We start from the raw sequence: 16,312 nt of genomic DNA, 5'->3' as shown, positions 1-16,312 counted from the left end.
TAACTTAATCCATAGTAAGCACTAAAAAAATTTAAAAATATTTTCTGTTGTCATACCTCTATTTTTATATTGAGTACGGTATAATTTCATTGTAACAACAAAATACACACTTCTAATATATATTGAATATCTTAAAAGCTAATTACAATACTTTTTTTATGACTGTTAATAGACCGTATAATTCAAAATATTGGGGGAAGATATAATGAATGAAGAGTTACTTAAAATTTTAGGAAGGATTGCCTCTGCCTTAGAAAACATTGCCGAAAGTCTGAATAGAGAAAATCAAGATAATATTTCTAATAATCTTAATTATGCAAATTCACACACATACGTTAATAAAAATACCACAGAAGATGAAAGCGAGGATATCCTCAACAGACAAATTATCCTTGCAAACTTTTTAATAAACAGGAGAATCACAATAAAAAGCATACCAGAGGAAGAAAATGGAGACAAAATTTTAGATAAAATAGCTGTTTTTATGGGTGACAGATATAAATTGATTCGCCCATTTTTGGATCAAATAAAGCGAAAGATGAACTCAGGACAAACTGTTAAAATGTATCTAAAGGAAAGAACTCAAGATGAAATTTCAAGTATTTGTCAATTGGGTAGCTGGCTACATGAAATTGCTTTTTTGTCGGAATTTATATATTATAAATCTCCAAAATATCTTTTATTGGCTACACCGAATAGAATACCCAAAGCATTGAACTTTTTTTCGGGTAAATGGTTTGAAAGATATATTAAATATCAAGTTATTTCTTTAATAAAGCAAGTTAATCCTTCGATAAAATTTTCTTATTTAGCAAATCCGCAAGTTTCATTTGCAAATGGAGATGATTTTGAGTTAGACCTTCTCTTCGAAATAGAGAGAGAGATTTTTTGGTTTGAAATAAAGTCAGCAGATTATCAAAGATACGTGGAGAAATATTCAAAAGTTTCTAAACTACTAAACCTGGACAAAGACCACTCTTTTATGGTCTTACTAGATATCACAGAACCAGGAGCAGATGCTTTAAAAGATTTATTTCACATGAATGTAGTAAATCTCGAAAATTTTTCCAAGGAATTTCTTAATCAAATACAAAAATGGCAAAACATTGAAGTGAACGAGAATGAAGAATAATTGCGTAAACGCACCCCGTCTAACTGCCTCTTGATAACATGGAAACTACCATCCTACGTTTGAGTTAGATTATTTTCTTTCCCATAAATAATTGTTCCAGACAAAATATAAAGGAGGTGAGACAAGGGGTATCAAAGAGAAAGTCTTTGAATAAAACTACTTACATGTTATCCACAAAATCTTTTTGAATAAAAATTATTGCATAGATAGCGAAGTGGCTAATCAAACTGGAACCTTGATTTCATATGGAAATGCTAGCTCAAAAAATGCTGAAATTTCAATTTATACAAAGCAAACCTTTGAATCATTAAATTTCGATGATATATTCAGCATTTACTGGTGGAGGGAGCCTAAGTTAAAGTCGATCACACAATCAGAAATACTAATTCCAGAAATAGTTGATAAAAAGTATATTAAAAGCGTCTACACCTTCTCAGAAGAAAATAAGAGAACTTTGGGAAATAAAGAAAAAATTGATAGAAAAAAGATAAAAACCCCTAAAGACTCACCAATTTTTGATATGATGTTTCAAAACGAACTTTATATTGATTGTGTTAATTTGTAAGTTCCTAATGAAAGTATGAATATATAACAGTAAAACGAATTTTCTAGAGCAGGTGAATTTTATGCAAATTGTAAAATACTCATTGTTAGAATTCTTAGAACCAGGGAACCTTATAATAAATCCAGTGAATACAGAAGGATACATGGGAAAGGGATTGGCTTTAGAGATTGCAATAAGATTTCCCGAAACTGAAAAAAAATACAAAGAGATATGCAAAAAAGGAGAACTCAACCCTGGCGAGATATTTTTTTACAAGGAAAATGACATTATAATTGGAAACATGGCAACAAAATCACGTTTTAAATATCCCTCAAAGATTGAATGGATACAGTTAGGGGTAGAAAATTTAAAACGATATTTAATTCAGAATGCAATACAGAACAAGGTAATAATCCCAAAAATTGGTAGTGGATTGGGAAAACTTTTCTGGAATGAAGTAGAAGTACTCATCGAAAAAACTTTCAAAGATTTTGATAATGTCATCATAGCATTAGACGAAGAAAAAGGTCCAAAAGAAACAAAGGCGATTCAAGAGTATTACACACATGAAATTTCATCGAACCTATTCGACATTAAAACTAATGAAAAGGTAGAAAGATTTAGAAAACTACTCAAACAAAAGGGTATTGGAAAAAATAAATACGCCCTGTACGTTCGCAAATACTTTTAATTTATCATATTAGATGAGAACACGACTGATGGAATTTTATATCAAAGGGAAGTAACTTTACGTAAAAAAACGTCTGTCGACCTCCAATAGGGTGAAAAACCCAAGGGATCGACAGATTTTTCTTCAAAACAAAAATTTTGCTAACTTGTGCTTAACGTTTTTTCCCTAATGTTTTAGAAACACTTTCCAACTCTCATTTGCGAAGCAAATGACGTTTGTCTCTTAGCCTACCTTTAAGGAATAAGTTTTGCTGCCTCATGCAAAACACCTTTTCTTAATTCTTCAAAAATAACCTCCAAATTCTAATTTGCAAAACAAATTACGCCTTCTTCATAACTATTAAGAAACAATCCCAACCAAATATAAGAACTCAACTTACCAAAGACAATTCAATTTAAAAGAGAGTTATAGAAAAGCACTCCATCTAACTGCCTCATAATAATATGGAAATACCCATCCTAAAATTAAACTACTTTACCTTCCTTTTCACAACCAATTAACAAATGTTCCGAACAAAATAAAGAGGAGGTGAGATAGTTGATACCAAACAGAAATTCTATTGAACCTTATTCCAAAAAACCTTCAGAGAAAATTACTGGTTTGATTAGTTTCATAACAATGGCTATAGTAGTTGCTCTGTTCACACTTGTTTATCTAATCAGTCCGATTGACTTTTTGCCTGGGAATCCAATAGATGATCTTGGAATCTTGGTAGCAGCTATAAGTTTTCTCAGAGATAAATTCAGTGACGTAATTGAGAATGACGATTAAAACATCAAAATGTCATTAGAATAGCTTCCAACTACTCATTTCAAATATATGAACTCAACTTACCAAAGATAACTCAATTTAAAAGAGAGTTATAGAAAAACTCCCCGTCTAACTGCCTCATAATAACATTGAAACTACTACCCTACATTTGAGTTAGATTATTTTCCTTCCCTTAAATAATTAATAATTGTTCCAGACAAAATATAAAGGAGGTGAGAAAAGCGATATCAAAGAGAAATTCTTTGAATAAAACTACTTACATGTTTGCCACAAAATCGTTTTGCATAAAAATTATTGTGAGGTGATAAAATGAAAAAAGGTGTATTAATTATTTTGATAATAGGAATAGTTTTGAACTCATTTGCATCTATAACTTTAACTAGATATGATGAAGCAGAAACACCCATAGAAACTCAACAAATTAGTGATTCGAAAGGAAATCAAATAGAAGTTAGAGTAAGCTATCTTGAAGAAAAAGGCATTTTCTTTGGAGAAATGTATGTTGCTAAAGAAGACAACACAGTAGATGCTTATGTTTCTTACAGTAAAAACTACGACTTTTATACAAGTAAGATCAACTATATGAAATATGAAAAACCTGCATTATATAACACAATAAAATGGGGAATAATAGGTGGAACTACACTAGTAACGTTTTTAATTTTCCCCCCTATGAGTTTGCCTATCGGAATTGCTTTTGGTGGTAGTGCGATAAACGCTGGTATTCTAATTCCTCCATTAGCTTCCCTTCTTGCTTTTGTCACATCCACCATGACAGCGGATGAATTCATTCAACACATCATACAAAATTATAAAGAAGAAGTATGGATTAAGTTAAATTAAAAATACTGTGTGTATGTGTTGAAAAGAACTAACAACGATCGATAAAATTTTTATAAACTATAAAGAGCGCCCTTATAGGGCGCTTTTTTGTTTTTGACTATAGTAAATTGTTGAGCTTGTATAACAACGATATAATAGCAAAAAGTTTAAAAGAAAGTATAACTACCTATGGTTAACATGAGTGTTAAATAGTCAAAGCTTTATTCCATAAGCTTTTGACCTGATTTATAACAATTTCTCAAATTTTCGCTTGACAATTGTAATTTTTTATGATAAACTATTTTTGTTGATTTGTGCAAATCGCTTTTTGCAGCCCTGTGCAAAATGGTTTTTTGCTGATCTGTTCAAAACGTTCTTTTCATAATACCTAAGAAATAATTTCCTTATTCTCCTTTGCTTCGCAAACGACACTTGTGTCTTAGCCTACCTTTAAGGAATAAATTTCACTTACATGCGCGAAAATTTCCACTCGCAACGCTTTAGAAACACTTCCAAAAATTCATTTCCCACTCTAATGACTCTTAGCTTTTAACATGCATATTAGAAATAGAAAAATAAATACTCTCACACTTTTAGACGAGAAAACACTACGAAAAGCTTGACTTGCCTTGTAACTATTGTGCAGATAAAAAAACTTTAAAAAACGATTAAGGAGGAGATTTATCTGCTGCTTCTGCTACTGAAAATCTATATATTAATTAGTTTAATATCCGCAACTTTGGCTTACACTACATTACATTTTATTCCAAAACTAAAAAACAAACCAACATTCTATCAAAATCTTAAAAACGAATTTGAACAAGAGGGAATTGCAATAAGTCAAATAAAAGTTTTTCTAATATTCCTACTAACTTTTATAACCTATAGTTTAGCTTGGTTCATTTCAATTCCAATATCTCTAATTGGCATTTTTGGAAGTATAACCAAAGTTTGAAATGAGTTTGTAAAGTCGATCCCCTAATATGGAAAAAATCAGGGGATCGACAGATTTGTTCTTAAAAAAAAAGCCCTTATTCATAACTAACAAGTCAAATAATTAATCTAGATCGGTTAATAGATAAATACTTTTACTTTGATAATAACGACTTGATTCGTAAAACTCAGCTTTTAAGGAGAGATGACATGTATCTATACAATGTAGGAACAGCTGTAATTATATGGCTCATTGTTTTGGGCGCAATTAACGCTGGTATATCAAATGGATCCGTTGGTATGATTTTTTTAGGAGTGATCATTCTGATTTCAGCTATAGCCATAGAACAAAACAGAAAGCAGAAGAATAAAGAAAAGCAAAAAAGCGAGAAAGTGGAATCAATTCAAGAAACAAAAACGAACCAAGAAGAAAGCTCGCCCTTACAAAAGACAACTCAAACAAAAGATCGAATTGTTGAAGAAAACATAATAAAACCCAACCAAGGATCTAATCAAAAAGAACCAACACCAAGCAAAATAAAAGATATATTAGGAAATATTGGTTGGTTCTTTTTAGTTTTCTTTATTATTATCATTCTTAGTGCAATATTTGAATTTCTTAAATCTTTATTTGGACTTTATTAATTGAACAATCACCTAAAATTTCTAATCTTTTCTACTAAACCAAATCCCATAGAATTCCTTGCTCCAAGACCTGCATCGTATCCAATTTTTAACAAATCTGGTGACCCACTTATATAAAATTTTCCTTCCCATCCTTTTATTATAAATCCTTTATAATTCGAAATTGTCATCTTCAAATGGCCATCTGACGGTTTTATTGTAAAGTTGTCATCTTGAGGTTCATAGCCATAGAAAGCCTCGAATTTACGTATCAAATTACTTCTTATTATCTCATTAAACTCAATATCAGCAGGTGATAAATAACGTGTTTTAGTTTTGTCGTTATCTTTTAAAGAAACGTGAGCAGTGATAGGTGATTTGGTTTCGACTTCTAAACCTTTGGAAGGTAAAAACTTACTGTACTTGATATCTTCAACTTGCACCTCTTGTCTATTTAGAAAGTATTTTTTGGTGAATAGTATCTTATCAATAATGTATTCTAAAAATTTGTCATTTGGTGATGAAAGAGTAAACCAAATCTTATCCATGAAGGTGATCTTTTTAGTATCTTGATTGTAGTTATAATTACCAAAAAACTTTGAGAAAGTAAACATCTTAAAAGTTGATTTATCAGCCTTAAAACCTACATCGTGCAAAAAACTTTGATAATATTCATCATTGATCCAATTGTAAATCAACGCCTGTTGATAATGATTATAATGAACTGGCAGAGAAAGATTGTCGACACTTAGTTTTATAAAAAGCCTCATCTTATCACCTCGTGTATATTATAACACTTAGGAAAAAAATCTAAAATAAGATAAGAGAAAAGGTTATTGAAAGCTTACGGTTTATCTCTATAATCCTGATGTTCGATCTGATTTTTACAACAATTTTCTTTTAAAATTGTTGATAGTGAGTATAACAAAAATACCAATTCATAAAATAAGATGGCATTTTGCTGCCAATACAACCTCAAGTTAAACAAAAAAGCCGCCTAGATTAACTTCCAATAAACTAATATTTATCTATTTAACATAAAGCAGAAAATGATATAAAAAAATGTCTGTCGACCTCCAATAGGGTAAAAAACCCAGGGGATCGACAGACATGTGTTAAAAGTCACAAGGCTTCTTCCATAAGCCTTTGAATTGATTTTTAACAATTCGTCAAAGTTTTGCTTGACAATTGTAATTTTTTATGATACACTTTTTATCGTGAACCTATGGGTGTCTATCCTACCTCTAAGGAATAAAAACAGAGTTCCAAGACACGTGGGGAAACAACCATGGATTGTGTCTATCCTACCTCTAAGGAATAAAAACGCAATTATAACTCCATTCTCTTTTGTAAAATAAATGTCGTGTCTATCCTACCTTTAAGGAATAAAAACGGGTCATAATAATATTTCATTTTTTTCCTCCTAAGATTGTGTCTATCCTACCTTTAAGGAATAAAAACCTTTCTTTGCGTCGCTCCATTCAGAGGATGATTGTTCGTGTCTATCCTACCTTTAAGGAATAAAAACTTGGAATTTGTAGTTGATGTTAGAGTGGCTTTTCTTGTGTCTATCCTACCTTTAAGGAATAAAAACATTCTTCCCTAAATTTTGTTGCTACCTCATAGGTTCTTGGTTCATGTGTCTATCCTACCTTTAAGGAATAAAAACATTTCTTTTTTCATTTCAGACAATAATTGTTTAGAAATAGTGTCTATCCTACCTTTAAGGAATAAAAACTCTACAGCAACTATTCTATAATCCCCAGAATAGCCGAGTGTCTATCCTACCTTTAAGGAATAAATTTTGCCGCCTAATGCAAAACGCCTTTTTCACGATGCCTTAGAAACTTTTTCCTAACCTCGTTTGCATTGCAAACGACGTATGTGCCTTAGCCTACCTTTAAGGGATGGAAACACTTGCAAGGGTATTGAAAAATGCCCTTACGGTATCACCTTTATCCTACCTATGAGGAACGAAATAAATTTTGCTGCTTACAGCGAAAACTTTTTTCATAATACCTTAGAAACTCTTTCCAAACCCTCATTTACTTAGCAAACTACGCCTAATTTTTTACCTGCATAAAAAAATAACTTTTAAAGTTTTATATGAGAATACGTTATGAAAAGGATAGTTTTCTATCCTGTTTTTGTGTATGAAAAAGTCCAAAATTTCTAAAAAATTGGAGTGATTCCTTTGCTTAAACCAACTTTAGAACAGAAAGCTATCGTAGACGCAAATTTCAAAGACATTCTTCTTGTTAATGCTTATGCAGGAACTGGCAAAACCTCAACTCTTGTTCAATTTGCCCAAGCTAGACCCCGAGAAAAGATACTTGTTTTGGCTTACAACCGTTCTATGAAGGAAGAGGGAGAAAGAAAATTTGCTTGTTTGCCTAATGTTACTGTTAAGACAATTCACTCTCTTGCCTATGGAGCTATTGGAAAGAACTATAAGGAACGTTTCGGCAAGCTTCGAGCTTACGATTTAATGGACTTTTTAGATGACGTAACTAAACGTATCAGATACAAGTCCGCCTCACTACTACTTTCATATATTAGAGAGTTTGCAAATTCAGCCTACGATATGGAAGCTTATAAAAAAATAAAATATAACGAGGTCGAAAGAACCAAGAAATTAGATTTAATACCGGCTCATTATTTATTAAGTAAGCTTTCTGAAATTTGGGAAATAATTGTAAACGATTCATCGCTGCCTTTTGAGCATGACTTCTACCTCAAACTCTATCAACTTTCAAAACCTACTTTACCGTATTCTATTATTATGGTGGATGAAGCACAAGATATTTCAGGTGTAATGATAGATACTGTTCTTTCACAGAAAAATGCAAAGAAAGTATTTATAGGGGACAAGTATCAACAGATTTATAGCTGGCGAGGAGCAATTAATAGCCTAGAGACCCTTTCAACAATAGATGGCGTCAAAACACTCTATCTTTCACAGTCTTTTCGCTGTAGACACGAGATAGCTAAAATGGCAAACCCATATTTACAACTGCTCAACGCTGCTGTTCCTTTCAAAGGAGTAAAGAAAGCCATTCAGTCAGAAACACAGGGTCCTTTGGCTGTGATTGCTAGAACAAACGCTAGGCTTTTTGATTATGCCGTTGATGAATTGGAAAAAAACCCCAATGTAAAATTCCACTTTGTTGGTGGTTTCAACAGCTATAATTTCCAAGATTTAATTGATATACAGAATTTAATTCTTCAAAGAAGGGATCTCATTTACGACAAATTTTTGAAAAATTTTGAATCATTTTCTAAACTTACGGAATACGCGGATAAAGCAAATGAAGTTGATCTTAAATCCAAGATAGAGATTGTAGAGAATTATATAGACAAAAATATCAGCAAGCTTGTCACAGAACTTGAAAGTAGAAACACATCTCAACAAGATGCAACAGTTATTCTCACTACGGGCCACAAATCTAAAGGACTTGAGTGGAATAGAGTAAAAATTCTTGATGATTTCGCAAATCTTAGAAGATTATTAGAAGAAAATAGAAAAATACTCAAAAAGGAAGAGATTAATCTAATATACGTGGCTATCACAAGAGCAAAAGAAAGACTTGAAATTGAGAAAGATTACATTATTAATGACTTCACAATCGACAAAGTAAAAAGGAATATTTATTTCGTACAAGAATAGATCCTCCCTAAGTAATAGGTAATGTTTAAAATCTTCATTATTATAATTCTTAGTGCACTATTTGAATTTCTTAAATCTTTATTTGGCTATTAATGATTAAATAATCAGCTAAAATTTCTAACCTTTTCCACTAAACCAAATCCCATGGAATTCCTTGCTTCAAATGTAAATCATCAATGCCTGTTGAAAATGATTATAATGAATCGGAGAAGAAAGATGGCATTTTGCAGCCCATATAACTTCAAGTTAAACGAAAAAGATTACTAAGTTTAACTTCCAACTAACTAATATTTACTTATTTAACCTAAACCAGAAAATGATATAGAAAAAATGTCTGTCGACCTCCAATAAGGGAAAAAACCTAGGGGATCGACAGACAAGTGCTAAAAGTCACAAGTTTCGTTTCATAAGCCCTTGAGTTGATTTTTAACAATTTCTCAAAGTTTTGCTTGACAAATGTAATTTTTTATGATACACTTTTTATCGTGAACCTATGGGTATCTATCCTACCTTTAAGGAATAAAAACAAGTCGTCGTTTTGCAACCTGGTCCATTTCTTTCCTTGTATCTATCCTACCTTTAAGGAATAAAAACTTCATAAGAAATAAAGCTAATACCAATACGACTGCGTCATGTATCTATCCTACCTTTAAGGAATAAAAACAGAATTTTGGAATTTAGAAGAAATAAAAAAAATATAAGTATCTATCCTACCTTTAAGGAATAAAAACTTCAAAGCTAGTGAAGATGAGCTATTGGGAGATAAATCTCGTATCTATCCTACCTTTAAGGAATAAATTTTGCTGCTTTATGCAAAACTTTTTTCATAATGCTTTAGAAACTCTTTCCGAATTCTCATTTACGAAGTAAGTGACGTCCGTGTCTTAGCCTACCTTTAAGGAATAAAAACCGTTGTAGAATTTCCCGTCATCTAGGTATAATCTTTGTGTTTCTATCCTACCTTTAAGGAATAAATTTTGCTGCTTTATGCAAAACTTTTTTCATAATGCTTTAGAAACTCTTTCCGAATTCTCATTTACGAAGTAAATGACGTCCGTGTCTTAGCCTACCTTTAAGGAATAAAAACGTGGGTTCACTTTGTAATCATCGGGTACCTGTATCGTATCTATCCTACCTTTAAGGAATAAAAACCTATTTGAATGCGTTTTCTTTACATGGAGAATCAAAGAGTATCTATCCTACCTTTAAGGAATAAAAACAAGATATACTTGATACTTATCCATCACTACAAAAAGGTGTCTATCCTACCTATAAGGAATAAAAACTCCCATATTGCCCAATAACACTTGAATCGATGTATAAGTATCTATCCTACCTTTAAGGAATAAAAACCTAATATAGCAATTCAAATGTGGGAGGGCGTGAATAGTACGGGTATCTATCCTACCTTTAAGGAATAAAAACCCAGTGCTCTGGTAAATACTTTTTTCCAATGACTCTTGTATCTATCCTACCTTTAAGGAATAAAAACTCAGTTTCCAATTTGCAGCTGCAACCGTCTGAGCTAGTGTATCTATCCTACCTTTAAGGAATAAAAACTCAAATATGGTGTAATAAGTTTTGGAGGTGCAGCTGGGTATCTATCCTACCTTTAAGGAATAAAAACAACGTTCCCATTTTTCCAATCTGTTAATCCGCGACACTGTATCTATCCTACCTTTAAGGAATAAAAACATCTTATGGAAAGATCAAGAAGATGACTTAGACTTTGTATCTATCCTACCTTTAAGGAATAAAAACTTAATATAGTCAATGTGCCATGCTCTTTCGGATACAGTGTCTATCCTACCTTTAAGGAATAAAAACATATAATTAGTTTGATTATTATAAATTTTTTGTTGGTATCTATCCTACCTTTAAGGAATAAATTTTGCTGCTTTATGCAAAACTTTTTTCATAATGCTTTAGAAACTCTTTCCGAATTCTCATTTACGAAGTAAATGATGTGTGTGTCTTAGCCTACCTTTAAGGAATAAATTTTGCTGCTTTATGCAAAACGCTTTTTCATAATGCCTTAGAAACTATTTCCAAATCCTCTTTTGCGAAGCAAATGATGTGTGTATCTTAGCCTACCTTTAAGGAATAAATTTTGCTGCTTTGTGCAAAATGCTTTTTTCATAATGCTTTATAAACTCTTTCCTAATCTCTTATGCTTGTATTTTTCCTCCCTTTAATTTATTAAAACTAATTTTTATGATAAAATATCTTCATTTTTTTATATTGAAATACGCTACCACCCAATATTAATAACCAACTCATACTTCAAATTTAGAATGAAGATTTTTAAAGTCGGTTTTAGTGTTTGATTTAGAATTATTCAAGATACCAAACAACTCAATGCATTGGAGGAAGATATAATGAATGAAGAATTACTAAAAATTTTAGGAAGAATCGCTTCTGCCTTAGAAAGCATTGCTGAAAGCCTGAATAGGGAAGATCAAGATAATATTTCTAATAATTTTAATTATGCAAATTCACAAACATACATTAATAAAAATACAACACCAGATGAAGATGAAAGTGAAGATATCCTTAATAGACAAATTATCCTTGCAAATTTTTTAATAAACCGGAGAATCACAATAAAAACAATACCAGAGGAAGAAAATGGAGACAAAATTTTAGATAGAATAGCTGTTTTTATGGGTGATAGATATAAATTGATTCGTCCATTTTTGGACCAAATAAAGAGAAAGATGAATTCAGGGGAAAACGTTAAAATGTATCTTAAAGAAAGAACACAGGAGGAAATTTCAAGTATTTGTCAATTGGCAAGTTGGCTTCATGAAATTGCCTTTTTGTCAGAATTTACATATTATAAATCTCCAAAATATCTTTTATTAGCCGCACCAAATAGAATACCCAAAGCCTTGAACTTTTTTTCAGGTAAATGGCTTGAGAGATATATTAAAAATCAAATCATTTCTTTAATAAAGCAAGTTAATCCTTCCATAAAATTTTCTTATTTCGCAAATCCGCAAGTTTCATTTGCAAATGGAGATGATTTTGAGTTAGACCTTCTCTTTGAAATAGAGGGAGAGATTTTTTGGTTTGAAATAAAATCAGGAGATTATCAAAGATACGTAGAAAAATATTCTAAAATTTCTAAAATACTAAATTTAGATAAAGACCACTCTTTTATGGTCTTATTAGATATCACAGATTCAGGAGCAGATGCTTTAAAAGATTTATTTCATATGAACGTAGTAAATCTCGAAAACTTTTCCAAGGAATTTCTTAATCAAATACAAAAATACAAGATCAAAGAAGTAAACGAGAACGAATAATAGCTGCCCCAATTTAGCTGTCTATTGATAACATGAAAACAGCCACTCTTCACTCAAACTATCTTACCTTCCTTTTCTACAAACGATTAACATATGGATCAGAAAACAATAAAAAAACAGAAAGGAGGTGAAAAAATGAAACAGATTGATTCTGTTTTTATTGAAGAAGCAGCTAGAATAGGTGGTTTGTGTGGTTTATGTATAGGTGCTATTATAGAGTTAATCATGTTAGTTGATTCATCGTCGGAAGAAGATTGATAAAAGCTTTTGGAGTGAACTACATCGCTAATGAATTGACATGCTTTCCAACTTATCGAGCAACAATGGAAACAGCTTCACGACGAATAAGAAAACAGAGTTACAGTAAATGAGAAGATATAATCAAGATGTATGTTGATTCCAAAAAAGGTCCAAAGTTAGACAACGGAAAATATTAAGTGCATACGATACGTTTCAAAGAAAGTGGAGACACGTAAACCTATTCCAATATGAAACATACATACATGAGAGGGTAGCTAGGATAAAAACAGATGATGGGACAAAGACTGTAGAGGTTCCTTGGGCTCGAAAAAACTCTGGATTCACCTTATTGTTTGAAGCGTTTATCCTCGAGTTGTACAATCATATGACGGTTGCTGAGATAGCTAAAAAGTATAATACAACCCAAAGTAGGTTGTGGAGAATATTAGACTTTTACGTTTCAAAGGAATTAGAAAAACAAGATTTCTCAAAAGAACCGATAAAAACGTTATCTGTTGATGAAATAGCAAGGAAAAAGCATCATGTATATTTAACCAATTTCTTAGATGTGGAACGAGAAAAGGTTGTACATATAGCTGATGGAAAAGATGCAGAAACCTTCCTATCATTCAAAGAAAGATACACTGAAAAAAACGGTGATTCAACAGACATGGAGTCCATATGCATGGATATGTCGATACCTTTCAAAGCTGGAGCAAGGAAACATTTCCCAAAAGCAAAGATAATATTTGACAAATTCCATGTGCTTAATGTATTAAGCTGGCAACTTGATAAAGTGAGAGCCAGTTTTCTGTTTTTCTTTATTGCCCTTGGTAAACTTAATTTAACTCCAGCTTAATTACCCACTATTTTCGTGATAGAACCAAAAACGCTCTCAACTGTCCAACTCAAGAGAAATCCTTTTTAATGGATGTTTTTTATACTCAAAAAATTTTTGCTAAAAAACAAATCAATAAATAGAACTTATTTCTAACAATTCTTGTTTTAATCTATCGATTTTTTCCACTGGTTTACCTTTTTTATAATAATTATAGGCGTTTTTAAAATCATTTTTTAAAAAATAGATATCTGCTATATTTTTATAATCTTCATTAGTTAGTTCTTTTGCTTTTAAATAATATTTTATTGCTGAATCATAATTTTTACGTTCTTTTTCCAGAAAAGCTATTTCTTTGAAATGATTCCCTTTTAGAAGTATCTTTATTTTTTCATCGTAATCATCTTCATAATCTGAAGCTTTCAAATAATTTTTTATTTTTATATATGAGTCTTTCACTCTTTCTTTAATTTGTCGAATATCATATGTATCTTTTAGATTAGCTTCAAAAATTTCTATAGCTTTTTTGTAATCTTTTAAATTTTCATAATATATTTCAAATGATTTCAAGTGTAAATTATTTTCTTTACTTATTTTTAAAGCTCCTTCATAATCTTTGACTTTAACTAAAGTATCAATTGCACTTATATAATCTCCTAATTTGATCATAGTTTCGGCATAAACATTAAAAAATTTGAATGTTTTCAATTTAGATAAATACTCTTTTAGGTTTGCTTCGTTTTCTTGTCCTTGCATATATTTTTCAAAGAACTTTCTGAATCTATTTAAAAAAATTATTTTGGCGGAATAATTGGTTATTATATCGCTTCTAAGGGAAAAAAATTCATCAAAAGCCTTTTCAAAATTTTCTTCGTATAAATAAAGATCATCTTTTAAAATATGTTTTGAGAAATAATCATAATCTTCTTTTGTATTTATTATTAAAAGGTTATTTTGAGCTCTACTCAGCATAACATTTATATTATTCCATTCCTCTTTTTTCAGTTTTCTTCTACCTTTAAAAGGTCTATAAATTATTATAGAATCTGTTTCCAAACCTTTTACGTTTTTAGAAGAAAATACCATAAATTTTTTTGTTTTATTTTCAATTTCACTTAATAATTTTTCATCTTTTTCATCACTAAAGGTTATTATTTGTGTTTCTAAATTCTCTTTATCTTTTGACACTTCCAAGAAAGAACTTACAACATTACTTTCATCAATTATTGTCATTATGGGTTTGATACCTTTTACTTTGTTTATTACTTCTATTTCATCTAATGCACCATCTTTTACGCCTTCCTCTTGAGGAAGATTTTTTAAGACTTCTTCTCTAAATTTTTTTATGTTATTTGAAAACCTATAACTTTTTTTTAATTTCACAAAAATTCTATTTTTAGTAGATTCTTCTATAAATAGATCTTCCCAGTTAAAAGTTGATTTTGCAACTTTTTGATGTATGTCACCAACTATAAATAACTTTAGTTCATCGTTTTGGTTAAGCTCAGATATACGTTTAATAATTTCGAGTTGGACTTCTGAAAAATCTTGGCTTTCATCAACAAAAAACTTAAGATTGTTATTATTAATTATTATATTATGATTTTTCAAATACTTTAGTATTTCTAAATCTCTATCTAATTCATCATTTTGAGATTTTGAAAGATATTTTTCTAAAAAATTATTTAAATTATCAGAATCCTGTTTTTTAATCTTAAAATTATTTTCTTTGAGATAATACTCAAAATCCTTATCATATGTATAAGAAAAATTCTTTCTACTCTTTTTGTTTTTTATGTAATCTAATACTATATTCTTTTCTTCTATAGTTAAATTATTCCTCAAAAATTTATTTTCTTCAATTTTATTGTCTATCGATTTTTTTAATGGGATATAATCATCAATCAGTAAATCTTGAAAAAAACCATTATCTTTTAAATCATTTATTAAAGAACTAAAAGAATAACTGAAATTATTAAATTCTTTTTCACCAATTTTTGCATACTTATCTAAAATAGAATTGTATAAATCTCTTAATTCTTCAGATAAGGTAAGTATTTTTATATTGTTTATATTGTTACCTCTTTGTTTAGAAATGGTTAAAAAAGCCTTTCTCAAAATCAGTGTAGTTTTTCCTGTACCAGGCCCACCTTTTACCATAACCAGTTTTTTATAATTTTCATTAATTATTTTTTCTTGTTCTCTATCCAAGCATAAGTAAGGATCTATATTGTTTAAAGCTTCATCTATTTCATTCAGAGGAACTTTCAAATAACCTTCTTCTGAATTTGTATTGACTATTATTTCCTTATAATCGCTTGTTTGATTAGATTTATCTTTTTTTATTTCTTCTAATTCAAAATTCCATTCAGGATGATATTTTCTTTTATAATTACTGTACACATCTTTACGAAAGCCAACAAATTTAATGGCTGGAATTAAACCGTTATCTTTCTTAATAAAGCTAAAAATTATTCTTATATTATCAACCCTAATCCTATAAGTTTTTTCATCCAAGTTCTTAAGCCTTTTTATATCAGAACCAGCATAGCCATTATTATCAAAATATTTTTCTAAATGTTTTTTTATGTCTTCATAAGTATTTTTATCTATTTTTTTTAAAAACGATAGCGACTCTTTGCTAATTAAAAATTCCATTTTTGTTCACCTCTCATATAATGCTCTTTTATTTTAGAAATTATACCATTATGTTTTATTGAAATTAATATATCAATCGATTAA

12 protein-coding genes and 3 CRISPR repeat arrays are annotated in these 16,312 nt (G+C 30.2%); of the genes, 10 read left to right on the top strand and 2 right to left on the bottom strand.

Going from position 1 to position 16,312, the window contains the following annotated elements; all coding sequences use genetic code 11:
- Positions 1-205 precede the first annotated feature (205 nt).
- The 6 genes from X926_RS00440 to X926_RS00415 all read left to right on the top strand — a co-directional run bounded on the left by X926_RS00440 (position 206) and on the right by X926_RS00415 (position 5,538).
- Positions 206-1,132: a hypothetical protein gene (locus X926_RS00440; RefSeq protein WP_103064539.1), complete on the top strand. Its 927-nt coding sequence runs from the start codon at positions 206-208 to the stop codon at positions 1,130-1,132.
- A 214-nt stretch (positions 1,133-1,346) separates the two neighbouring features.
- Entirely contained in the window at positions 1,347-1,697 is a 351-nt protein-coding gene (locus X926_RS00435) for a DarT ssDNA thymidine ADP-ribosyltransferase family protein (protein ID WP_158245158.1), read from the top strand.
- 61 nt (positions 1,698-1,758) lie between these two features.
- A complete protein-coding gene (locus tag X926_RS00430; protein ID WP_103064537.1) occupies positions 1,759-2,367 on the top strand; it encodes a macro domain-containing protein in 609 nt (202 codons plus the stop codon).
- Positions 2,368-2,904: 537 nt separating this feature from the next.
- Positions 2,905-3,138 carry a DUF1232 domain-containing protein gene (locus tag X926_RS00425; RefSeq protein WP_103064536.1) on the top strand — a complete coding sequence of 78 codons (234 nt, stop codon included), beginning with the start codon at positions 2,905-2,907 and terminating at the stop codon, positions 3,136-3,138.
- Between the two features lie 309 nt (positions 3,139-3,447).
- Positions 3,448-3,981 (top strand): hypothetical protein, encoded by a 534-nt coding sequence (locus X926_RS00420; protein WP_103064535.1) that lies wholly within the window; start codon positions 3,448-3,450, stop codon positions 3,979-3,981.
- A 1,122-nt stretch (positions 3,982-5,103) separates the two neighbouring features.
- Entirely contained in the window at positions 5,104-5,538 is a 435-nt protein-coding gene (locus X926_RS00415) for a hypothetical protein (protein ID WP_103064534.1), read from the top strand.
- 8 nt (positions 5,539-5,546) lie between these two features.
- On the opposite strand, the gene cas6 is transcribed toward X926_RS00415, so the two are convergent.
- The gene (cas6, locus tag X926_RS00410; protein WP_103064533.1) at positions 5,547-6,287 is read right to left on the bottom strand and encodes a CRISPR-associated endoribonuclease Cas6; all 741 of its coding nucleotides are present in this window, start codon (positions 6,285-6,287) and stop codon (positions 5,547-5,549) included.
- Between the two features lie 459 nt (positions 6,288-6,746).
- A CRISPR array of direct repeats spans positions 6,747-7,322; the repeat unit is 30 nt; unit sequence GTGTCTATCCTACCTTTAAGGAATAAAAAC.
- 389 nt (positions 7,323-7,711) lie between these two features.
- On the opposite strand from cas6, the gene X926_RS00405 reads away from it, so the two are divergent.
- The 4 genes from X926_RS00405 (at position 7,712) to X926_RS00395 (ending at position 13,591) form a co-directional block, all read left to right on the top strand.
- Complete coding sequence (locus X926_RS00405) at positions 7,712-9,184, top strand: UvrD-helicase domain-containing protein (protein ID WP_199171148.1); 1,473 nt, start codon at positions 7,712-7,714, stop codon at positions 9,182-9,184.
- Between the two features lie 497 nt (positions 9,185-9,681).
- Positions 9,682-9,985: direct repeats of the CRISPR family, unit length 30 nt; unit sequence GTATCTATCCTACCTTTAAGGAATAAAAAC.
- Between the two features lie 256 nt (positions 9,986-10,241).
- A CRISPR array of direct repeats spans positions 10,242-11,076; the repeat unit is 27 nt; unit sequence TCTATCCTACCTTTAAGGAATAAAAAC.
- A gap of 486 nt (positions 11,077-11,562) precedes the next feature.
- Positions 11,563-12,492, top strand: a complete 930-nt coding sequence (locus X926_RS00400) for a hypothetical protein (protein WP_103064531.1) — start codon at positions 11,563-11,565, stop codon at positions 12,490-12,492.
- A gap of 135 nt (positions 12,493-12,627) precedes the next feature.
- A complete protein-coding gene (locus tag X926_RS10345) occupies positions 12,628-12,750 on the top strand; it encodes an amiloride-sensitive sodium channel family protein (protein ID WP_146255743.1) in 123 nt (40 codons plus the stop codon).
- A gap of 172 nt (positions 12,751-12,922) precedes the next feature.
- Entirely contained in the window at positions 12,923-13,591 is a 669-nt protein-coding gene (locus X926_RS00395; RefSeq protein WP_369973666.1) for a transposase, read from the top strand.
- A gap of 111 nt (positions 13,592-13,702) precedes the next feature.
- On the opposite strand, the gene X926_RS00390 is transcribed toward X926_RS00395, so the two are convergent.
- Positions 13,703-16,228 (bottom strand): UvrD-helicase domain-containing protein, encoded by a 2,526-nt coding sequence (locus X926_RS00390; protein WP_103064529.1) that lies wholly within the window; start codon positions 16,226-16,228, stop codon positions 13,703-13,705.
- Positions 16,229-16,312 lie beyond the last annotated feature (84 nt).

Source organism: Petrotoga sp. HWHPT.55.6.3, from assembly GCF_002895495.1.
In the GTDB taxonomy this organism is placed as follows: Bacteria; Thermotogota; Thermotogae; order Petrotogales; family Petrotogaceae; genus Petrotoga; species Petrotoga mobilis.
Note: the sequence above shows the minus strand (reverse complement) of the source record. Positions and strands in the feature narration are given on the sequence as shown.